General features: G+C 61.6%; 21 protein-coding genes and 1 rRNA gene. 12 read left to right on the plus strand and 10 right to left on the minus strand.

The window, feature by feature from the left end:
* Positions 1-47: 47 nt before the first annotated feature.
* On the minus strand, positions 48-2,318 hold the full coding sequence (clpA, locus tag JNA92_RS15050) for an ATP-dependent Clp protease ATP-binding subunit ClpA (protein ID WP_039601928.1): 2,271 nt from the start codon (positions 2,316-2,318) through the stop codon (positions 48-50).
* A gap of 30 nt (positions 2,319-2,348) precedes the next feature.
* On the minus strand, positions 2,349-2,711 hold the full coding sequence (gene clpS / locus JNA92_RS15055) for an ATP-dependent Clp protease adapter ClpS (protein WP_241805425.1): 363 nt from the start codon (positions 2,709-2,711) through the stop codon (positions 2,349-2,351).
* 230 nt (positions 2,712-2,941) lie between these two features.
* Here clpS and cspD point away from each other — a divergent pair, with 230 nt between their 5' ends.
* On the plus strand, positions 2,942-3,193 hold the full coding sequence (gene cspD, locus JNA92_RS15060; RefSeq protein ID WP_241805426.1) for a cold shock domain-containing protein CspD: 252 nt from the start codon (positions 2,942-2,944) through the stop codon (positions 3,191-3,193).
* A 69-nt stretch (positions 3,194-3,262) separates the two neighbouring features.
* Here cspD and icd read toward each other — a convergent pair whose 3' ends face one another.
* On the minus strand, positions 3,263-4,519 hold the full coding sequence (gene icd, locus JNA92_RS15065) for an NADP-dependent isocitrate dehydrogenase (protein WP_241805427.1): 1,257 nt from the start codon (positions 4,517-4,519) through the stop codon (positions 3,263-3,265).
* 416 nt (positions 4,520-4,935) lie between these two features.
* On the opposite strand from icd, the gene JNA92_RS15070 reads away from it, so the two are divergent.
* From JNA92_RS15070 to JNA92_RS15105, 8 genes are all read left to right on the plus strand, one after another.
* Positions 4,936-7,161: an NADP-dependent isocitrate dehydrogenase gene (locus JNA92_RS15070; protein ID WP_241805428.1), complete on the plus strand. Its 2,226-nt coding sequence runs from the start codon at positions 4,936-4,938 to the stop codon at positions 7,159-7,161.
* A gap of 229 nt (positions 7,162-7,390) precedes the next feature.
* Positions 7,391-7,831 carry an NUDIX hydrolase gene (locus tag JNA92_RS15075; protein WP_241805429.1) on the plus strand — a complete coding sequence of 147 codons (441 nt, stop codon included), beginning with the start codon at positions 7,391-7,393 and terminating at the stop codon, positions 7,829-7,831.
* A gap of 59 nt (positions 7,832-7,890) precedes the next feature.
* Positions 7,891-9,015, plus strand: a complete 1,125-nt coding sequence (gene mnmA / locus JNA92_RS15080) for a tRNA 2-thiouridine(34) synthase MnmA (protein WP_241805430.1) — start codon at positions 7,891-7,893, stop codon at positions 9,013-9,015.
* The gene (gene hflD, locus JNA92_RS15085; protein ID WP_241805431.1) at positions 9,012-9,638 is read left to right on the plus strand and encodes a high frequency lysogenization protein HflD; all 627 of its coding nucleotides are present in this window, start codon (positions 9,012-9,014) and stop codon (positions 9,636-9,638) included. Before mnmA ends, hflD begins: the two co-directional genes overlap by 4 nt.
* A gap of 135 nt (positions 9,639-9,773) precedes the next feature.
* Positions 9,774-11,144, plus strand: a complete 1,371-nt coding sequence (gene purB / locus JNA92_RS15090; protein ID WP_241805432.1) for an adenylosuccinate lyase — start codon at positions 9,774-9,776, stop codon at positions 11,142-11,144.
* A gap of 81 nt (positions 11,145-11,225) precedes the next feature.
* Complete coding sequence (locus tag JNA92_RS15095) at positions 11,226-12,392, plus strand: cupin domain-containing protein (RefSeq protein WP_039604938.1); 1,167 nt, start codon at positions 11,226-11,228, stop codon at positions 12,390-12,392.
* On the plus strand, positions 12,385-12,819 hold the full coding sequence (locus JNA92_RS15100; RefSeq protein ID WP_241805433.1) for a GNAT family N-acetyltransferase: 435 nt from the start codon (positions 12,385-12,387) through the stop codon (positions 12,817-12,819). Before JNA92_RS15095 ends, JNA92_RS15100 begins: the two co-directional genes overlap by 8 nt.
* Before the next feature lie 231 nt (positions 12,820-13,050).
* Positions 13,051-15,015 carry a DNA topoisomerase III gene (locus JNA92_RS15105; protein ID WP_241805434.1) on the plus strand — a complete coding sequence of 655 codons (1,965 nt, stop codon included), beginning with the start codon at positions 13,051-13,053 and terminating at the stop codon, positions 15,013-15,015.
* A 24-nt stretch (positions 15,016-15,039) separates the two neighbouring features.
* Here JNA92_RS15105 and JNA92_RS15110 read toward each other — a convergent pair whose 3' ends face one another.
* From JNA92_RS15110 to JNA92_RS15125, 4 genes are all read right to left on the minus strand, one after another.
* Positions 15,040-15,618: a DinB family protein gene (locus tag JNA92_RS15110; protein WP_241805435.1), complete on the minus strand. Its 579-nt coding sequence runs from the start codon at positions 15,616-15,618 to the stop codon at positions 15,040-15,042.
* 12 nt (positions 15,619-15,630) lie between these two features.
* Positions 15,631-16,737: a cell division protein ZapE gene (zapE, locus tag JNA92_RS15115; RefSeq protein ID WP_241805436.1), complete on the minus strand. Its 1,107-nt coding sequence runs from the start codon at positions 16,735-16,737 to the stop codon at positions 15,631-15,633.
* A gap of 103 nt (positions 16,738-16,840) precedes the next feature.
* Positions 16,841-17,989 (minus strand): PQQ-dependent sugar dehydrogenase, encoded by a 1,149-nt coding sequence (locus JNA92_RS15120; RefSeq protein ID WP_241805437.1) that lies wholly within the window; start codon positions 17,987-17,989, stop codon positions 16,841-16,843.
* Positions 17,990-18,012: 23 nt separating this feature from the next.
* Entirely contained in the window at positions 18,013-18,330 is a 318-nt protein-coding gene (locus JNA92_RS15125; RefSeq protein ID WP_241805438.1) for a hypothetical protein, read from the minus strand.
* Between the two features lie 262 nt (positions 18,331-18,592).
* Between JNA92_RS15125 and JNA92_RS15130 the strand changes: the two genes are divergently transcribed.
* Positions 18,593-19,081, plus strand: a complete 489-nt coding sequence (locus tag JNA92_RS15130; RefSeq protein WP_241805439.1) for an LEA type 2 family protein — start codon at positions 18,593-18,595, stop codon at positions 19,079-19,081.
* Between the two features lie 14 nt (positions 19,082-19,095).
* On the opposite strand, the gene JNA92_RS15135 is transcribed toward JNA92_RS15130, so the two are convergent.
* Positions 19,096-19,359 (minus strand): hypothetical protein, encoded by a 264-nt coding sequence (locus tag JNA92_RS15135; protein WP_241805440.1) that lies wholly within the window; start codon positions 19,357-19,359, stop codon positions 19,096-19,098.
* Between the two features lie 126 nt (positions 19,360-19,485).
* Here JNA92_RS15135 and JNA92_RS15140 point away from each other — a divergent pair, with 126 nt between their 5' ends.
* Positions 19,486-19,806, plus strand: coding sequence for a DUF883 family protein (locus JNA92_RS15140; protein ID WP_241805441.1), 321 nt, complete (start codon positions 19,486-19,488; stop codon positions 19,804-19,806).
* Positions 19,807-19,838: 32 nt separating this feature from the next.
* Here the strand turns inward: JNA92_RS15140 and JNA92_RS15145 are convergent, their stop codons facing one another.
* Positions 19,839-20,456 (minus strand): tRNA-(ms[2]io[6]A)-hydroxylase, encoded by a 618-nt coding sequence (locus JNA92_RS15145; RefSeq protein WP_241805442.1) that lies wholly within the window; start codon positions 20,454-20,456, stop codon positions 19,839-19,841.
* Between the two features lie 154 nt (positions 20,457-20,610).
* Here JNA92_RS15145 and JNA92_RS15150 point away from each other — a divergent pair, with 154 nt between their 5' ends.
* Positions 20,611-21,474 (plus strand): universal stress protein, encoded by an 864-nt coding sequence (locus JNA92_RS15150; protein ID WP_241805443.1) that lies wholly within the window; start codon positions 20,611-20,613, stop codon positions 21,472-21,474.
* Between the two features lie 66 nt (positions 21,475-21,540).
* On the opposite strand, the gene rrf is transcribed toward JNA92_RS15150, so the two are convergent.
* Positions 21,541-21,617 (minus strand): 5S ribosomal RNA (gene rrf / locus JNA92_RS26085); the annotation flags it as partial.

Raw genomic sequence — 21,617 nt, forward strand, 5'->3', positions numbered from 1 at the left:
TTTTGTGCTTGCAAAAATGGCTTGGGGCCGCGAAGCAGCCCCTTGCATCACGCGACTTCCGCCGTGGTTTCGAAGTCGAACACCAACTCCCCATCGCGCAGGTCGATGTGCACCACACCGCCGTGCTCGGCCAGCTCGCCAAACAGAATCTCCTCGGCCAACGGCCGCTTGATCTTGTCCTGGATAAGCCGCGCCATCGGCCGCGCCCCCATCTGCACATCGTAGCCAGAGGCCGCCAGCCAGCCGCGGGCGGCATCGCTGACTTCAAGCAACACGCGCTTGTCTTCCAGCTGCGCCTGAAGTTCGATGAGGAACTTGTCGACGATGCTTTTGATGGTCTCGTGACTCAGGCGGCCAAACTGGATGATGGTGTCCAGACGGTTGCGGAACTCCGGTGTGAAGCTCTTGCGAATGACTTCCATCGCATCGGACGCATGGTCCTGATGGGTGAAACCAATGGAAGCGCGTGCCGCCGTTTCAGCGCCGGCATTGGTGGTCATGATCAGAATCACATTGCGGAAGTCCGCTTTGCGCCCGTTGTTGTCGGTCAAGGTACCGTGGTCCATCACCTGCAGCAGCAGGTTGAAGACTTCCGGGTGCGCCTTCTCGATCTCATCGAGCAGCAACACGCAATGCGGCTGCTTGGTGATCGCCTCGGTCAGCAGACCACCCTGGTCGAACCCGACATACCCAGGAGGCGCACCGATCAGGCGCGACACAGTGTGCCGTTCCATGTACTCGGACATGTCGAAGCGCACCAGCTCGACCCCCAGCGCCTTGGCCAGCTGCCGCGCCGCTTCGGTCTTGCCCACACCGGTAGGGCCGGCGAACAGGAACGAACCGACCGGCTTGTCCGGTGCCTTGAGGCCTGCACGGGACAGCTTGATTGCCGTGGCCAGCGAATCGATCGCCTGGTCCTGGCCGAACACGGTCAGTTTCAGGTCACGCTCCAGGTTACGCAGCAGTTCCTTGTCGGAGCTGGTGACGTGCTTCGGCGGAATCCGCGCGATCTTGGCGACGATGTCCTCGACTTGAGGTACATCGATACGCTTGACCCGATTCGCCTCAGGCTGCAGGCGCTGATACGCCCCGGCTTCGTCGATCACGTCGATGGCCTTGTCCGGCATGTGGCGGTCATTGATGTAGCGTGATGCCAGCTCGGCGGCGGCGCGCAAGGCTTCGTCGCTGTACTCGATATTGTGATGGCTTTCAAAGCGCCCTTTGAGGCCGCGCAGAATGCCCACGGTGTCCTCGACAGACGGCTCGCTGACATCCACCTTCTGGAAGCGCCGTGCCAGGGCACGATCCTTCTCGAAGATCCCGCGAAACTCTTGGAACGTCGTCGAACCGATGCAGCGAATCTCGCCGGAAGACAGCAGCGGCTTGAGCAGGTTGGAGGCGTCCATCACGCCGCCCGAGGCAGCACCGGCACCAATGATGGTGTGGATTTCGTCAATGAACAGGATGGCCTGGGGGCGTTTGCGCAGCTCACCAAGCAACGCCTTGAAGCGTTTCTCGAAGTCGCCACGGTACTTGGTCCCCGCCAGCAGTGCGCCAAGGTCGAGCGAATACACCACGCTCTGCGACAGCAGGTCGGGCACCTGACCGTCGACGATGCGCTTGGCCAGGCCTTCGGCAATCGCGGTCTTGCCCACACCAGCCTCACCGACCAGCAGCGGGTTGTTCTTGCGCCGGCGGGCAAGGATCTGCGCCACACGCTCGACTTCCTGCTCGCGCCCGACCAGCGGGTCGATCCGCCCAGCGCGGGCCAATTCGTTCAGGTTGCTGGCATACGCATCCAGGGGGTTGCTCGAGGACGACGTCTCGCCGCCCTCCTCATCCTGCATTTCCTGGTCGCTGTCACTGTGCGAGCCGTGGCCCGGCACTTTGGAAATGCCGTGGGCAATGTAGTTGACCACGTCGATACGGGCTACGCTCTGCTGCTTGAGCAGGAACACGGCCTGGCTTTCCTGTTCGCTGAAGATCGCCACCAGCACATTGGCACCGGTCACCTCGCGCTTGCCAGAGCTTTGCACGTGGAACACGGCACGCTGCAGCACACGCTGGAAGCCTAAGGTCGGCTGGGTTTCGCGATCCTCGTCGTTGACGGGAATCAGGGGAGTGGTGGAATCGATGAACTCTTGCAGGTCGTGCTTGAGTTTGTCGAGATTGGCGCCACAGGCGCGCAGAACGGTCGCAGCAGCCTCATTGTCAAGGAGTGCCAGCAGCAGATGCTCGACGGTCATGAACTCATGACGCTTCGAACGGGCCTCCTTGAAGGCAAGATTGAGGGTGACTTCGAGCTCGCGGTTTAACATAGCTTCACCTCATACCCAAGTGGTCGGCGATTAACCGTCCTTCTCGATTTCACAGAGTAGCGGATGCTGGCTTTCCCTGGCGTATTGGTTGACCTGCATGGCCTTCGTTTCGGCGATGTCCCGGGTAAACAATCCGCACACTGCCCGCCCTTCGGTATGGACGGTCAGCATGATCTTGGTCGCCAGCTCGCGGTTCAGATTGAAGAACGTTTCGAGCACTTCGACGACGAAATCCATCGGCGTGTAGTCATCGTTGAACAAAACCACCTTGTACATCGGTGGCGCCTGCAGGATCGGCTTGGCTTCCTGTACCGCAAGCCCTGAGCCGTCGTCCTCATTCGATTGCGGGCGATCCTGATTGAATGTTAGTCGAATCTCGCTACGTGCATGCATGGAAAGAATTTCATCATGATCGACAGGTTAAGGTTGTGAGTTGACCGCACAAGCCGCAGCCCGCGTGTAGACGGGGCGACCTTGACTATCGGCAAAACGGTGTTACAACCAATAAGAACCCACCGTGGTCGATAAAGATCCGCGCAGTCAACCAGATTTTTCGCAAGGTTCGTATGCGGATGAAGTGGATGATACTCCAGTGATGGAGTCCTTTGCAGAGGGACATAGGGATGGCAAGCGGTAAAGTCAAGTGGTTCAACAATGCCAAGGGCTACGGATTCATCAATGAAGACGGCAAAACCGACGATCTGTTCGCCCACTATTCGGCGATCAAGATGGACGGTTACAAAACCCTCAAGGCCGGACAAGCCGTGACTTTCGAGATCGTGCAGGGCCCCAAGGGCCTGCATGCGACCGAGATCGCCAACGCTATCACCAGCACCTCGACGGGAGCCTCGCAATCATCGACCGCAGAAGCCTGACCCCTGCTTTGCGCCGGCACACGAAAAACCGGCCGCCCCATCATAAGGGGCGGCCGGTTTTCAATTGTTTCACATATGCTTGATCATTTCGTCCCCGAAGCCTGAGCTGCCCACCAGCTTCGCGCCCTCCATCAGCCGCTCGAAGTCGTAGGTGACGGTCTTGGCCGCTATCGCGCCGTTGGTGCCCTTGATGATCAGGTCGGCTGCCTCGGTCCAGCCCATGTGGCGCAGCATCATCTCTGCCGAGAGGATCACCGAGCCCGGGTTGACCTTGTCCTGGCCGGCATACTTGGGCGCCGTGCCGTGGGTGGCCTCGAACATGGCCACGGTGTCGGACAGGTTGGCGCCTGGCGCGATACCGATACCCCCCACTTCCGCCGCCAATGCATCGGACAGGTAGTCGCCGTTGAGATTGAGCGTGGCGATCACGTCATACTCGGCCGGGCGCAGCAGTATCTGCTGGAGCATGGCGTCGGCAATGGCGTCCTTGACGATGACCTCGCGGCCGGTCTTGGGGTTCTTGAACTTCATCCACGGGCCACCATCGAGCAACTCGGCGCCAAACTCATCCTTGGCTACCTCGTAACCCCAGTCCTTGAAGGCACCTTCGGTGAACTTCATGATGTTGCCCTTGTGCACCAGGGTCAGCGACTCTCGGTCGTTGTCCACGACGTACTGCAGGGCCTTGCGCACCAGGCGCTTGGTGCCCTCGCGGGAAACCGGCTTGACCCCGATGCCGCAGTCCTGGTCGAAACGGATCTTGGTGACGCCCATTTCCTCCTTGAGAAACTTGATCACCTTGTCCGCCTCGGGCGAGCCGGCTTTCCATTCGATACCGGCGTAGATGTCCTCGGAGTTCTCACGGAAGATCACCATGTCGACATCGCCTGGCTTCTTGACCGGGCTGGGCACGCCCTCGAACCACAGCACCGGGCGCAGGCACACATAAAGATCGAGCTGCTGGCGCAGGGCCACGTTCAGCGAACGGATGCCCCCTCCGACCGGGGTGGTCAGCGGCCCCTTGATCGATACGACATAGTCGCGCACTGCATCCAGGGTCTCCTGGGGCAGCCATGTATCCTGGTCATAGACCTGGGTGGCCTTCTCCCCGGCGTACACCTCCATCCAGGCGATCTTGCGCTTGCCGCCGTAGGCCTTGTTCACAGCAGCGTCAACCACCTTGATCATCACCGGCGAGACGTCGATGCCAATGCCGTCGCCTTCGATATAGGGAATGATGGGGTTGTCGGGCACATTGAGCGAATGGTCTGCATTGACGGTGATCTTGGCGCCGTCGGTCGGAACCTTGATTTTCTGGTATCCCATGCTTGCACTACTCCGCTTTCGGGTGTGATTGGACATCATGCGATCCCACTGAGCCTAAACCACATCTGCCGACCTGCAAGCGCTGCGACATCACGCCACATTGCCGCTACGTCTTTGGTCTTATAAATGGCGCCGATGTCACTTCGCCTTGCTGAATAGCCCGATTGGTTTGATATACTGCGCCGCGACCGAAGGGTCATCGGGGCGAATCCCAGGAAAATGCGGCTCGCCCTCGGCCAGTAACTGGCCACAAAGCCTGGGCTGTTACCGCAGTTCAGCACTTGACGCTCGACTGATGCATCCACCATCACCGCTCGCAGCCTCTCGACTTTCCGCTCATGGCGTCGCCAGGGCGAAGCGCCTACCCTGCGCACCTCGAGACTCGAGTACGCTCAGCACATAGAGAGTTAACCCGCATGCCCACCCGTTCCAAGATCATCTATACCTTCACCGACGAAGCCCCCGCCCTCGCCACCTACTCGCTGCTGCCGATCGTCGAAGCGTTCACCGCTTCGGCTGACATCGCCGTCGAAACTCGCGACATTTCCCTGGCTGGCCGCATCCTCGCGGCATTCCCGGAGCAACTGGGCACCGAGAAGCAGGTAGGCGATCACCTGGCGGAACTGGGCCAACTGGCTACCACACCTGAAGCCAACATCATCAAGCTGCCGAACATCAGCGCCTCGGTGCCGCAGCTCAAGGCCGCTATCAAGGAACTGCAAGGCAAGGGCTTCAACATCCCGGACTACGCCGACGAACCGGCCACCGCGGAAGAAAAAGAATCCCGCGCGCGCTACGACCGCATCAAGGGCAGCGCCGTGAACCCGGTACTGCGCGAAGGCAACTCCGACCGCCGCGCACCGCTGTCGGTCAAGAACTACGCGCGCAAGCACCCGCACAAGATGGGTGCCTGGGCCGCCGACTCCAAGTCGCACGTTGCCCACATGACCCAGGGCGACTTCTACGGCAGCGAAAAGGCCGCACTGATCGAGGCTGACGACAGCCTGCGCATCGAGCTGGTTGCCAAAGACGGCAGCATCACCGTGCTGAAAGAAAAAACCGCCGTCAAAGCCGCCGAAGTCATCGACTGCGCGACCATGAGCCGCAAGGCCCTGAAAGCCTTCATCGCCGAGCAGATCGCCGATGCCAAGGCCTCTGGCGTGCTGCTGTCGGTGCACCTGAAAGCCACCATGATGAAGGTGTCCGACCCGATCATGTTCGGCGTCATCGTCGAAGCCTTCTACGGCGAAGTGCTGGCCAAGCATGCTGCCGCGCTGACCGAAGTGGGCTTCAATGCCAACAACGGCATCGGCGACCTGTATGCCCGCATCAAGGACCTGCCAGCCGACAAGCAGGCCGAGATCGAAGCCGACATCCAGGCCCTGTACGCCGACCGCCCGGCCCTGGCCATGGTCAACTCCGATAAAGGCATCACCAACCTGCACGTGCCGAGCGACGTCATCGTCGACGCATCGATGCCGGCCATGATCCGTGACTCGGGCAAGATGTGGAACACCGCCGGTGAGCTGCAGGACGCCAAGGCGATCATCCCGGACCGCTGCTACGCCGGTATCTACCAGGCCACCATCGAAGACTGCAAGGCCAACGGCGCGTTCGACCCGACCACCATGGGCAGCGTACCGAACGTCGGCCTGATGGCACAGAAAGCCGAAGAGTACGGCTCCCACGACAAGACGTTCCAGGTCAAGGCCGACGGTGTCGTGCGCGTGGTCGATGGCAAGGGCAAGGTCGTTCTGGAGCAGAACGTCGAAGCCGGTGACATCTTCCGCATGTGCCAGACCAAAGACGCGCCGATCCAGGACTGGGTCAAGCTGGCCGTCAACCGCGCCCGCCTGAGCAACACCCCGGCTGTATTCTGGCTGGACCCGGCCCGCGCCCACGACGGTGTGATGATCGAGAAGGTGCAGAAGTACCTGAAGGATCACGACACCGCTGGCCTGGACATCCGTGTCCTGGCGCCGGTCGACGCCATCAAGTTCTCGCTTGCCCGCATTCGTGAAGGCAAGGACACCATCTCGGTGACCGGCAACGTGCTGCGCGACTACCTGACCGACCTGTTCCCGATCATGGAGCTGGGCACCAGCGCCAAGATGCTGTCGATCGTACCGCTGATGAACGGCGGCGGCCTGTTCGAAACCGGCGCTGGCGGTTCGGCACCCAAGCACGTGCAACAGTTGGTGGAAGAGAACTTCCTGCGTTGGGACTCGCTGGGTGAATTCCTGGCCCTGGCCGCTTCCCTGGAGCACCTGGGCAACACTTACGACAACCCGCGCGCCAAGGTCCTGGCCAACACCCTGGACCAGGCCACCGGCAAGTTCCTCGACACCAACAAGTCGCCTTCGCGCAAAGTCGGTGGTATCGACAACCGCGGCAGCCACTTCTACCTGACCCTGTACTGGGCAGAAGCCCTGGCCGCCCAGACTGACGACGCCGCGCTGCAGGCGCGCTTCGCGCCGCTGGCAAAAACCCTGGCCGAGAACGAAGCGACCATCGTCGCCGAGCTCAACGCCGTTCAGGGCAAGCCGGCCGACATCGGTGGCTACTACGCTCCGGACGCAGAGCTGACCGCCAAGGTGATGCGCCCAAGCCAGACCCTGAACAGCGCGATCGCCGCCCTGTAAGGCTCGCTTGACGTAACAGCACAAACCCCGGCCACGCACCGGGGTTTGTGCTTTTTGAGCTGCAAGCTTCAAGCTGCAAGCTGCAAGCTGCAAGAAAAAGCGATGCGCGCACTGCTCTTGCTCTTGCTTGTAGCTTGTGGCTTGTGGCTTGTGGCTTGCAGCTTGCAGCTTGCAGCTTGCAGCTTGCAGCTTGCAGCTTGCAGCTTCTAACCATCGGAGAACATCGACCGTGTCCTGGCAACCGCACATCACCGTCGCCACTGTCGTCGAGCACGCAGGCAAATTCCTCTTCGTCGAGGAATTCAAGGCCGGCCAGCACGTGTTCAACCAGCCCGCCGGCCACCTGGAGCCTGACGAAACCCTGCCCCAGGCCGCACTGCGCGAAACGCTGGAAGAAACCGCGTGGGAAGTCGAGCTCACCGGCGTGGTCGGCATCTATCTGTACACCGCACCCAGCAACGGCGTGACCTACCAGCGCATCTGCTTCGCCGCACGCCCCGTGCGCCACCACGCCGACCGCGCCCTGGACAGCGACATCGTCCGTGCCGTCTGGCTCACCCGCGAGGAGCTGTTGGCCGCCCCCGTCCGCTGGCGCAGCGAACTGGTGCCACGCTGCCTGGATGACTACCTCGCAGGCCCGTTGCACAGCCTCGACTTGCTGCGCGACTGACGCGCAGCCTCGGGTTTGATAGAATCGGCGCTTTTCCCCCTTGATACACATCGGTAGCCATGACCAGCCCAGCACTCAAAGACCCCGCCAAGACCCGCGTCATCGTCGGCATGTCCGGCGGCGTGGACTCTTCCGTCTCCGCCCTTCTGCTCATGGAGCAGGGCTACCAGGTGGAAGGTCTGTTCATGAAGAACTGGGAAGAGGACGACGGCACCGAATACTGCACCGCCCGGGAAGATCTGGCCGACGCCCAGGCCGTGTGCGACCGTATCGGCGTCAAGCTGCATACCGCCAACTTCGCTGCTGAATACTGGGACAACGTTTTCGAGCACTTCCTCGAAGAATACAAAGCCGGCCGTACACCCAACCCGGACATCCTCTGCAACCGCGAAATCAAGTTCAAGGCGTTTCTCGACTACGCGCTTTCGCTGGGGGCAGACCTGATCGCCACCGGTCATTACGTGCGCCGCCGCGACACCGGCGCGATCACCGAACTGCTCAAGGGCCTGGACCCGAACAAGGACCAGAGCTATTTCCTGCATGCCGTGGGCGGCAAGGAAATCGCTCGCACCCTGTTCCCGGTCGGCGAACTGGAAAAGCCCGAGGTCCGCGCCATCGCCGAAAAACACGGCCTGGCCACCGCCAAGAAGAAGGATTCCACCGGTATCTGCTTCATCGGTGAGCGCCGTTTCAGTGACTTCCTCAAGCAGTACCTGCCGGCCCAGCCAGGTGAGATCCAGACCACCGAAGGCGAAGTCATCGGCCGCCACCACGGTCTGATGTACCACACCATTGGCCAGCGCCAGGGCTTGGGTATTGGCGGCCTGAAAGACGCAGGCGACGAGCCGTGGTACGTGCTGCACAAAGACCTGGCCCGCAATGTACTGGTGGTCGGTCAGGGCAATGAACACCCTTGGTTGTTCTCCCGCGCGCTGCTCGCTTCGGAAATCTTCTGGGTCAACCCGATCGACCTCAGCAGCCCGCGCACGCTCACTGCCAAGGTGCGCTACCGCCAGAGCGACCAGCGCTGCACCCTGGAACTGACCGAAAGCGGCTACCGCGCCGTGTTCGACGAGCCGCAGCGCGCCGTTACCCCTGGCCAGTCGGTAGTGTTCTACGACGGTGAGGTGTGCCTGGGTGGCGGCGTGATCGAGACGGCCGAGCCGTGGAGCCCGCGCGCATGAGCAAACTGCAGGAGCAATTGATTGCCCTGGGCGGGGTGTTTCAGGCCGCCGTGCTGGTCGACCGCATCGCCCGCACCGGCCAGGCCAGCGAGGCCGATATCGGCTGCATGCTGGGCAGCCTGCTGGTGCGCGACCCCAAGGACACCCTGGAGGTGTTCGGTGGCGACGACCTCAACCTGCGTGACGGTTATCGCGCCCTGGTCGGCGCCCTGGAGCGCGACCCCAGCAGCCTGCAGCGCGAACCGCTGCGTTATGCGCTGTCGATGCTCGGCCTGGAACGCCAGCTGAACAAGCGGGGCGACCTGCTCGACACCATTGGCAACCGCCTGCCGCAGATCCAATCGCAGGCCGACCATTTCGGCCTGGTTCACGAAAACGTCATCGCCTCCAGCGGCGCGTTGTATCAGGACACCCTGAGCACCCTGCGCCAGCGCATTCAGGTGCATGGCGACATGCGCTTCCTGCAGCAGGCCAGCAACGCTTCGAAAATTCGCGCTCTGCTGCTGGCCGGTATACGCGCCGCACGCCTTTGGCGCCAGCTGGGCGGGCACCGCTGGCAGCTGGTGTTCAGCCGGCGCAAGTTGCTCAACGAGCTGTACGATATGATGCGCAGCCCCAGCTGAGGGCTGAGCTGCCTGTTTGCACAGCGACTGCCACCCGATCCAGATTGGGCTGACCTTTGGTCAGCCACCCGACCTCGGCGCATTTTTCATGTATGATATGCGCCCTCCAAAAGCCTGACTGTCCGAGAACACCCCATGCAGCTCTCTTCGCTCACTGCGGTTTCCCCTGTAGACGGCCGTTATGCCGGCAAAACCCAGGCCTTGCGCCCCATTTTCAGCGAATTCGGCCTGATCCGTTTCCGCGCCCTGGTCGAAGTGCGCTGGCTGCAGCGCCTGGCCGCCCACCCGCAGATCGGCGAAGTGCCGGCGTTCTCCGCCGAAGCCAACGCCCTGCTGGACAGCCTGGCCACCGACTTCAAGCTCGAGCACGCTGAACGCGTCAAGGAAATCGAGCGCACCACCAACCATGACGTCAAGGCGATCGAGTACCTCCTCAAGGAGCAGGCTGCGCAACTGCCTGAGTTGGCCAAAGTCAGCGAATTCATCCACTTCGCCTGCACCAGTGAGGACATCAACAACCTGTCCCACGCCCTGATGCTGCGTGCTGGCCGCGATGACGTGCTGCTGCCACTGATGCGTCAGATCGCGGATGCCATCCGTGCCCTGGCCCATGCACATGCCGACGTGCCGATGCTGTCGCGCACCCACGGCCAGCCGGCTTCGCCGACCACGCTGGGTAAAGAGCTGGCCAACGTCGTCTACCGCCTGGAGCGCCAGATCGCTCAAGTGGCCGCCGTGCCGCTGCTGGGCAAGATCAACGGTGCCGTGGGCAACTACAACGCCCACCTGTCGGCCTACTCGCAGATCGACTGGGAAGAAAACGCCCGCGCCTTCATCGAAGACGAACTGGGCCTGGTGTTCAACCCGTACACCACCCAGATCGAGCCGCACGACTACATCGCCGAGCTGTTCGACGCCATCGCCCGCTTCAACACCATCCTCATCGACTTCGACCGCGACGTCTGGGGCTACATCTCGCTGGGCTACTTCAAGCAGAAGACCGTCGCTGGCGAAATCGGCTCGTCGACCATGCCGCACAAGGTCAACCCGATCGACTTCGAAAACTCCGAAGGCAACCTGGGTATCGCCAACGCACTGTTCCAGCACTTGGCCAGCAAGCTGCCGATCTCGCGCTGGCAGCGTGACCTGACCGACTCCACCGTGCTGCGCAACCTGGGTGTGGGCTTCGCTCACAGCGTCATCGCCTATGAAGCCAGCCTCAAAGGCATCGGCAAGCTGGAAGTCAACGCCGCACGTATCGCCGCCGACCTGGACGCCTGCTGGGAAGTCCTCGCCGAGCCGATCCAGACCGTGATGCGCCGCTTCAACATCGAGAACCCCTACGAGAAGCTCAAGGAGCTGACCCGTGGCAAGGGCATCACCCCAGAAGCACTGCTGACCTTCATCGACGGCCTGGACATGCCAGCCGAAGCCAAGGCCGAGCTCAAGCAGCTGACCCCTGCCAGCTACATCGGTAACGCCGTAGCGCAGGCCAAACGCATCTAAGCTAAGCGTCGAGTTCAACGCCCGGCCTGGCCGGGCGTTTTTATTCCCGGACGAAAATTACGTTTTTTCAATAGGTTGAACATGAATCCTGATACTCCACTGCAGCTGCTCGGCGGCATCTCGGCCCGTGAATTCATGCGCGACTACTGGCAGAAGAAGCCGCTGCTGGTGCGCCAGGCATTCCCGGACTTCGAAAGCCCGATCGACCCCGACGAGCTGGCCGGCCTGGCCCTGGAAGAGGAAGTCGAGTCGCGCATCGTGCTCGAGCACGGCGCCCACCCGTGGGAGCTGCGCCGCGGCCCGTTCAACGAAGACACCTTCGCCGACCTGCCTGAGAAAGACTGGACCCTGCTGGTTCAGGCCGTCGACCAGTTCGTACCTGAAGTGGCCGAACTACTGGAGCACTTCCGCTTCCTGCCAAGCTGGCGCATCGACGATGTGATGATCAGCTTCGCCACTCCCGGTGGCAGCGTAGGCCCGCACTTCGACAACTACGACGTGTTCCTGCTGCAAGGCCACGGCCAGCGCAACTGGAAGATCGGCCAGATGTGCAACAGCGACAGCCCGCTGCTGGACCATGCCGACCTGCGCATCCTCGCCGAATTCGAACAGAGCGGCGAATGGACCCTGGAGCCTGGCGACATGCTCTACCTGCCACCGCGCCTGGCCCACTACGGCGTGGCCGTGGACGACTGCCTGACCTACTCGGTCGGTTTCCGCGCGCCAAGCGCCGCCGAAGTGCTGACCCACTTCACCGACTTCCTCGGCCAGTTCCTGCCGGACGAGGAACGCTACAGCGACGCCGACGCCGAGCCTGCCAGCGACCCGCACCAGATCCAGCACGACGCCCTCGACCGTCTCAAGGGCCTGCTCGACAAGCACATGAACGACAAGGACCTGCTGCTGACCTGGTTCGGCCAGTTCATGACCGAGCCGCGCTACCCCGAACAGGTCGTCGGTGAAGAGCTGGACGAGCAGGAGCTGATCGAAGCACTCGAAGACGGTGCCATCCTGATTCGCAACCCAAGTGCGCGGATGGCCTGGTCGGAGCTTGGCGATGACCTGATGCTGTTCGCCAGCGGCCGCAGCTGCCCGCTGCCCGCCAAACTGCGCGAGCTGCTGAAGCTGGTGTGTGCCGCCGACGCGTTACACATCGACAACCTTGCACAGTGGCTGGAGGATGAAGACGGCCTTATGCTAGTACAGCAGTTGATCAAACAAGGAAGCCTGGGATTCGCCAATGAATAAGATTCGCGTGCGCCTCGCCGATTGGCAGAAAGACAACGCCGATATCCGGCGTATCCGTGAAGCGGTGTTCGTCGCCGAACAGCACATTCCACCTGAGCTGGAGTTCGACTCGGAAGACCAGGACGCGCTGCATTTTCTGGCGCTGGAAGGCGATTACCCGATTGGCACTGCCCGCCTGCTGGCCGACGGTACCATCGGGCGCATCTCGGTGCTCAAGGACTGGCGCGGGCTGAAGGTTGGCGATGCACTGGTCAATGCGGTCATCCTCGAGGCGCAGAACCGTGACCTCAAGCAACAGATGCTCAGCGCGCAAGTGCATGCCACGCCATTCTACGAGCGGCTCGGCTTTCGCGTGGTCAGCGAGGAATTCCTTGAAGCCGGCATCCCGCATGTTGACATGGTGCGCGACTCCCGCGAGTTTGCCTGATTCCTAGCGGCTGACCTCACCGGCCCTCTCGCCGGCAAGCCGGCTCCCCCACATGCCTCATAGCTTTCAGGAGCGATGACACACCTGTGGGGGCCGGCTTGCCGGCGCGAGGCCGGTGGTCGCAGCAACATCCTCACCGACAAAACCTGTACATCCATCCAGATAAAACTTGCCTCCGCGCCCGCGCTTGCGCATCCTAGTGCCTATCACTCTCGATAAAGCGTCCCGGCCATGCGCCTGTTCCTCTGCGAAAAACCCTCCCAGGCAAAAGACATCGCCAAGATCCTAGGTGCCAACCGCAAGGGCGACGGCTGCTGGCAAGGCACAGACGTCTGCGTCACCTGGTGCATCGGCCACCTGTTGGAAACCGCGCCGCCCGGCAGCTACGACGAACGCTACAAGCGCTGGAACCTCGCCGACCTGCCCATCATTCCAGACAAATGGAAGATGCTGGTCAAGCCCAAGACCGCCAGCCAGTTCAAGGCCGTCAAGCGCTTGCTCGGCGAGGCACGCGAACTGGTAATCGCCACCGATGCCGACCGCGAAGGCGAAATGATCGCCCGCGAACTGGTCGAGCATTGTCGCTACCGTGGGCCCATACAGCGCCTGTGGCTGTCCGCTCTGGACGATGCCTCGATTCGCAAGGCCTTGGCGCGCCTTCTGCCAGGGCAGGATACCTTCAACCTCTATCACTCGGCGCTGGGCCGCTCACGCGCCGACTGGCTCATCGGCATGAACATGAGCCGGCTGTTCACCCTATTGGGCCGCCAGTCGGGCTACCAGGGTGTGCTACCGGTGGGCCGGGTACAAACACCTACCCTGCGCCTGGTGGTGGACCGCGACCGCAGCATCGCCGATTTCGTACCGTTACCGTTCTGGGCCATCGACGTGCAACTCGAGCATGCCGGCATGGGCTTCAACGCCCAGTGGCGAGCGCCACAACACATCTGCGACGACCAGGGCCGCTGCCTTGACCAGGCACTGGCCCAACAGGCCGCCACAGACATCGGCAACGCCCGGACTGCACGGGTGATCAAGGTGACCACAGAGCGTGTACGCGAGGCAGCCCCCCTGCCCTTCGACCTCGGCACCCTGCAGGAACTGTGCTCCAAGAAATTCGGCCTTGGTGCCCAGGAAACCCTCGACATTGCCCAGGCCCTGTACGAAACCCACAAGCTGATCACCTACCCACGCAGCGATTGCGGTTACCTGCCCCTCAGCCAGCACAGCGAAGCGCCGGCAATCCTTGCTGCATTGCAGCGAGCCGATAGCAGCCTGGCGCCGCTGCAAGCGCACCTTGCGCCGCACCGCCGCTCGCGGGCCTGGAACGATGCCAAAGTCACCGCGCACCACGGCATCATCCCTACTGCGGCCGCCAGCGACCCGTCACGCTTGCCAGCCAAGCACAAGGCGGTCTACACCCTGATCCGCGCCCGCTACCTGGCCCAGTTCCTGCCTAACCACGAGTATGATCGCACCCAGGCCGAGTTCGACTGTGCAGGCCATGCCCTGCGTGCAGTGGGCAAGCAGATCGCGGAGCCGGGCTGGCGTCGCGCATTACCCGAGGCGCTGGCTCCAGCCAAAGGTCGCGAAGCGCCGCCAGCGCAAGTGCTGCCCACATTGTGCGAGGGCCAGGACTGCGCCGTACAGGGCCTGCAGTTGAAGGACCTCTGGACCCAACCGCCCAAACCCTTCACCGAAGGCGACCTGATCAAGGCCATGAAGAACGTCGCCAAGCTGGTGGACGACCCGCGGCTGAAACAGAAGCTCAAGGAAACCACCGGCATCGGCACCGAGGCGACCCGTGCCAGCATCATCCAGGGCCTGCTCGACCGCGGCTATCTGGTCAAGAACGGCAAGGCACTGGCCGCCACCCCAGCCGCCTTCAGCCTGATCGACGCCGTGCCACGCGCCATCGCCGACCCAGGTACCACGGCAATCTGGGAACAGGCGCTGGACATGGTGCAAAATGGTGAAATGAGCCTGGAGGACTTCGTTGCTCGGCAGTCGGCATGGATGGGCAAACTGGTGGAGCGCTGCAGCGGCATGCGCATGACCATCAACGGGCCAGCGGTGGGCAAGGCGGCGCCGTGGAAGAAAAAGCGCCGCAGCGGTGGCAAAGGCAAACCTGCAGCTAACGGTGCCAAGGCCACAGGCAGCAAGCCGCGGCAACCCCGGCGCAAAGCCGCCAACTGAATAGTCAGCCAGTGCAGCACGGCCTCACTTCCAGACGCGGTCCTCGCTCCAGCCAAGCTCGGCAAAATCATGCACTCGCAAACCGGCCTCTTCCTCACAGAAGAACTCATCGAGCTGGGGCGGGCGCACCGCTGTATCGCTGAGCATGGCATGGACCTGGCCACGGTGATGGATCTGGTGCTCGAAAAGGTGTGCAAGCAAGCGCAGGCGCTGTTCACGCTGCACACGGTCGGGCCTCACGATGCTCACGTAGCGCGATAACTGGTCGTCGCTCAGCACACTGCAGTAAGCGATCAGCCGATGGTCGGCCTGGGCCTGTTCGGCGTGCAGGTCGGTGCACGTAGCAAAAGGCTGCTCCGCCTCGAAGAAGCGTTCACCGTCGGCCGCAGGCGCCTCGCCACGCTGCTCGCACTCGAGCATGTGCAGATAGAACCAGTCCACCGTCAGCACATGGTTGAGGGTGGCCTTGATCGACGGAAAGAAGCTGCACCGGGGCGCGACGAACTCGTCCTGGGTCAGTTGCAGACAGGCCTTGTACAGGCGGTGGTTGGCCCAGCCATTGTTATAGGCCTGGGTCAGCAGATGATGCGACAGCGGCTCCATGGTTCGGCTCCTTCAGGCGAAGCGTTGCAGTTGCATCTCCCGTAGCCGGCTTAGGGTCCTTTGGTACGGGAAGGCCAGATACCCTTGAGTGTAGAGCGCTTCAAGCGGAACCTGCGCCTCAAGGTACAGCGCCACCCTGCGGTCGTAGCATTCGTCGACCAGCGCAATGAAGCGGCGCACGGCGTCATCCTTGGCTGCCAGCGCTGGCAGCTGCCGATCACCGGCTTCCACCCGTGCGGCACCGTCCTCGGTACCACGGGCGATACGCCCGGCCTGCTGCTCGCCGCTCAGGGCTGGAATGCCTTCGACCAGGATCGCCGGAAACTGATCGCACAGCGCCATGAATTCCATTGCTGCCATTGGCTGCTCGCAGAGGTCGGCAAAGCGACACCAGATCGCTTGTGAGCTACGCCGGATCACCCGGATCTGCCGTGCGCCCACTGCGAACGGCAGCGCAGTGCCCGGATCGTCGGGGCTGAGCTGCTTGAACACCGCCTCAAGCGCCTTTGCCTTGCCAGCTTCAGCCACCCAGTAGCGCTGGTGTGCGGCCCCAGGGTGAAGGCGATGGTCCAGTTCGCCTGCCACCGCCAGGACTTGCATGTGCCGCTCTATGGCGGTGATAGCCGGCAGAAAACGATCGCGATTGAAACCGTCTTGGTACAGCAACTGCGGCGGCTGGTTGGAGGTGGCAACCACTACCACACCATGATCGAACAACACCTGGAACAGGCGACCGAGAATGATTGCATCTGCGATGTCGCTGACAAAAAGCTCATCGAAGCACAGCACGCGGATCTCCGCCGCCAGCGCTCGGGCAAGTGCCTGCAGCGGATCAGCGGTGCCATTGAGTTGAAACAGCCGTTGGTGGACCCACGCCATGAAATGGTGGAAGTGCTGCCGCCGGGCGCCAGTACTCAGGCAGCGGTGGAACAAGTCCATGAGCCAGGTCTTGCCGCGGCCGACCGGTCCCCACAGGTAAAGGCCCCGAGCGGGGCGACCGCCCTCCAGGGCCTCGAAACAGGCTTGCAAGGCATAGACGGCCTGAGCCTGCTCCGGGTCGGGGACATAGCCTTGCTCGGCAAGGGCCTGCTGATAGAGCGTTTTGGGGTCTAAGGCCATGCCGCATTATGTTGATGGAGCCCATCGCCGACAAGCCAGGGCCGCTACTGTACTTCAGCTCAGAAGTTCGCCAGCGACAGTTCAGTACATCCCGGAAGCGTGTTCAGCCCTGGCTCAGGCCAACTTTCAGCAGCATCCCGTCCTTTTCATCGGTGAGCACGTACAGGTAACCATCCGGCCCAACCCGCACATCACGGATTCGCGTTTTCAAATCCCCTAACAGGCGCTCTTCATGGACGACCCTGTCGCCATCGAGCTGCAGGCGAATCAGCTCTTGAGTCGCCAGCGCACCGATGAACAGATTGTGGTCCCAAGCCTTGAACGTGGGGCTGGCGTAAAAAGCCATGCCGCTGATCCCTGGCGACTTTTCCCAAACATGATGCGGATCGACCATACCGTCCACATGTTCGCCCTTGGCCTCAGGGATTGGCATCAGCGAGTAGTTGATGCCATGGGTGGCGATTGGCCAACCATAATTCTTCCCAGCCTGCGGAATGTTAATCTCATCACCGCCGCGGGGGCCATGCTCGTGCGTCCATAGCTTGCCGGTCCAGGGGTTGAGCGCTGCCCCCTGCTGGTTTCGATGGCCAAACGACCATATTTCAGGGCGCACGCCGTCTTTGCCGACGAAGGGGTTGTCTTTGGGCACTTCACCATCGGGCAGGATGCGCACAACCTTGCCCTGCAGCTTGTCCAGGTCCTGTGAGGTGGCGCGCTGGTTGTTCTCGCCCAGCGCGACGAACAGGTAGCCATTACGATCGAAGACCAAGCGCGAGCCAAAGTGATTGCCCACCGAAAGCTTGGGTTGCTGGCGGAAGATCACCTCGAAGTTTTCCAAACGTGCGCGATCTTGGGACAGTTGGCCACGGCCAACGGCAGTGCCGGCCTTGCCATCACTGCCCTCTTCGGCATACGACAGGTAAACCGTACGATCTTGGGCGAACTTGGGCGACAACACTACGTCGAGCAGGCCGCCCTGGCCCTCGGCCCAGACGTTGGGCACCCCGCTTATGGGGGGCCCGACCTTGCCTTCGGCATTGACCACACGCAGATTACCGGAGCGTTCAGTCACCAGCATATCCTTACCGCCCGGCAGGAACGCCAATGCCCAAGGGTTGCGCAAGCCGTCGGCTACGGTGCTGACGGTCACCTGCCCCTCCTCGCTGGGAAAGCGCTTCTCGGCGGCGGCATGCACGAGCAGCGGCAGCATTGCGGCAGCGGTAAGCGTGGTCAGCCAGGTAGCTTTGATCATGCAGAATTCCTTTGAGTGGCGGCTCAGGGCGCGCGTTGGGTGTCACGCGGTGGGCGGGTGGGTTCCAGGTTCGGCGTCTGCTGCTGGCGGCGCAAATTGTCACCATTACCAATGCCGCGGTTGTCCAGACTAGGTGTGCGCTGGATGGGCTGGGTCGAAGGGCCGCGCACTGGTGGCGTGACAGGCAGGCTGCCTTGGCGGCTGTTGGGGTTGGCCCGCTGGATCGAGCTGTTGTAGGGGTTGTTACTACTGGCAGCAAGCAGCAAAGGCTGTAGCGGCGCTGCCTGTACGGGCAGGCCCAGCAACAGGCCGACGGCCAGGGCCGGCAATGTAAGATTCATACTCCACCTCGTGTACGAAAAGGTGCGCCTCGTGCGTTTGATAGCCTAAGGCGTGAGGCGTTCGCAGAAAAAGGGTGAATGCGATTCGCGATGTTTCAGTATGAACCTCAGGCAGCCCTGAGCACCTGCAGACTATGCCAGGCGTAGGCTTCGGATGGTCGAAGGTAGCGGTTGCGGCATCCCAGCAGCAGAACCGCTGCTTTCAACACCGGCTGACATTTGCCACACTCAAGGCCGGTTTCCATTGGCAAGGTCCATTTTCATGACTGCCGTTCTGCAACGCTACGCCCGATTGCTGCTGGTCTTGTTGCTGGCTGGTGTGCTGAACGCCTGCGCTTTGCTCCAGGCACGCGACCCGCTGAACATCAGCGTGATCGGCATCGAACCCTTGCCGGGTCAAGAATTGGAAATGCGCATGGCGGTAAAGATGCGCGTGCAAAATCCCAACGAGGCAGCCGTCGACTACAACGGCATCGCGCTGAACCTGGAGGTCAACGGCCAGGCACTCGCCTCTGGAGTCAGCGACCAGCGGGGGCATATCGGCCGTTACAGTGAAGCGGTGGTGGTGGTACCGGTGAGCATCACGGCGTTTGCATTCCTGCGCCAGGCCTATGGCCTGAGCAAGCTCGACTCGCTACAAGGGATGCCTTATGTGCTGCGCGGTAAACTGGCTGGCGGCCCCCTGGGCACCGTGCGTTTTACCGATGAGGGCAAGCTGGACCTGCCCAAAGGGGGCAACGTGTACTGGTGACAGGCCGCGGATCATCAGCGGTTGGTGCTGGCAGCAGCCATCATCTTGTTTACCTCGCTGCGTACCATGCTGGCGTATTCTGGCGGCGACATGCCGTCCAGCTCGGCACGTACCCATTCAGCCCATTTGCCCTTGCGACGCGGCTTTTCCGAAATCAGCCGGGCTGCGTCAGCCTTCGCCTTGCCCAGGTTGTTCTGCCACAGTTCGAACAGCCGCGCCTTTTCTGCCTCGATCTGCGCCCGTTCCTCGAAGCTCCTGTTGGCCAGATTGAAACTCATGAATGCACCTGCCAGTTGAAATGGCCGCTATCTTACACCGTAGTGGTGCTTCATCGCTAAGCTGGCGCAACTTTCCCGGCGCACCGGCATCCATTGCTTACCCCCCCTATCGACGAGGACATGTTCATGGCCCGAAAATCAGCCTTTGCAGCTAACAGCGAGCAGATCAAGGATCAGGTGTTCAGTGAGCTGCAGGCATTGATAGAAGAATCCGAGAAGCTGCTCAACGACAGCGCCTCCCTGGTAGGTGAAGAAGCCGACACGCTACGCGCGCAGGTCAGCCTGAAACTTCGCCAGGCTCGAGAGGCGGCCGGACAGGTGCGCGCCAAAGCCCAACCGGTAGTAGACGCTACAAACGAATATATCGGCGGCCACCCATGGCAAACCGTTGCGGTCTCTGCCGGGTTTGGCCTGGTAATTGGCTTGCTACTGGGCCGCCGTCACTAACCGATACCAGGCGCAGTGCCGGCTGTTGCACATCAGGCGGCCTGCGCCATCGGAATACCACTGTGGAAACGCAGTTCCTGATCCGCAGACAGGATCAGATCTGCTTCCGCCTCACGCACCCGCTGAACCCGCTGGGCGATATCTGCTTCATCGCCATACTGATGGGCGAGTTTCAGGTAGCCTTGGTAGTGGCGCGCTTCACTTTTAAGCAAGCCGTGATAAAAAGTGCCGAGCTCATCATCCAGGTGCGGGACCAATGCTGCAAAGCGCTCGCAGCTGCGTGCTTCGATAAAGGCACCTACCACCAGGGTATCCACCAGTTTGACTGGCTCATGGGCGCGCACCAGGCGGCGCAAGCCAGAGGCATAGCGCCCCGCCGACACTGGGCGCAAAGGCACACCACGGCGCTTCATCAAACGCAACACCTGCTCATGATGTACCAGTTCCTCACGGGCCAAGCGTGACATCATGTTGATCAGGTCCAGATGGGTGTTGTACTTGGCGATCAGGCTCAACGCCGTGCTGGCAGCTTTGAACTCGCAGTTCTTGTGGTCGATCAGCAAGGTTTCCTGGTCAGCAATGGCCGCCTCGATCCAGGCGTCTGGCGTCTTGCAACCAAGGAAGGCATCTATTTCGGGGATCAGGGACATAACGTACAACCACACACAGCAGGCAGGACGGGCGATTATACCGGTGCCGATCATGAGCGCCAGTGGCTATGCTTGATGTACATCAAACGGCCACGCAAGGCCGGCCTACTATAGTCAGGCATAGGCCACCACCTTTTCAGGGGAGTTCATGCCCATGCAATCTGTCCGTAGCATTCTAGTGGTACTCGATCCCCATCATGCCCATAGCCGTGCGTTGACCCGCGCCAAGCTGATAGCCGGCGTAACCGGCGCGCGCCTGCACTTGCTGATGTGCGACAAAAAACAGGATCACAGCGCACTGCTCAGCTTGCTTAGCAGTCAGCTACACGACGATGGCTACGCTAATGTCTCTCACGAACAGAACTGGAGGGAGAGCCTGCATGAGTCGATCATTGCCGTTCAACAGGCTGAAGGTTGTGACCTGGTGATCAAGGAGCACCGGCCGGACAACCCCCTGCGCAAGGCATTGCTGACGCCAAGCGACTGGAAACTTCTACGCCAGTGCCCTTGCGCAGTGTTGATGGTCAAGAGCGAGCGGCCTTGGACGGAAGGCATAATTCTGGCTGCCGTGGATGTCGGCAACGATGATGAAGACCATCGGCGGCTGCATGCCAGCATCATCGAGCATGGCTATGACATCGCCAGCCTGGCCAAGGGTGAACTGCACGTGATCACTGCGCATCCCTCCCCCATGCTGGCGGCATCCGACCCGGTCTACCAGCTCAGTGAGACCATCGAAAAACGCTACCGAGAGGCCTGCAGGGCTTTCCAGGCCGAATACGATATCAGCGAGGATCGCCTGCATGTCGCAGAGGGCCCTGCGGATGTGCTGATACCGCATACCGAGCAGAAGCTCGATGCAGTGGTCACGGTCATTGGCACTGTCGCACGCACGGGCATTTCCGGAGCCTTGATCGGCAACACCTCTGAAGTCGTGCTGGATACGCTTGTGGGCGATGTGCTGGTGCTCAAAAGCGAAGAGGCGATCGCGCACCTGGCTGAACTGGCCCGAGGCTAGAGACATTTCCGCGCACAAAGACAAAACCCCTACCTGCTTGCGCAGATAGGGGTTTTGCGAAATGAATCTTGACGATGACCTACTCTCACATGGGGAAACCCCACACTACCATCGGCGATGCATCGTTTCACTACTGAGTTCGG

This window comes from Pseudomonas putida, assembly GCF_022627325.1.
In the GTDB taxonomy this organism is placed as follows: domain Bacteria; phylum Pseudomonadota; class Gammaproteobacteria; order Pseudomonadales; family Pseudomonadaceae; genus Aquipseudomonas; species Aquipseudomonas putida_X.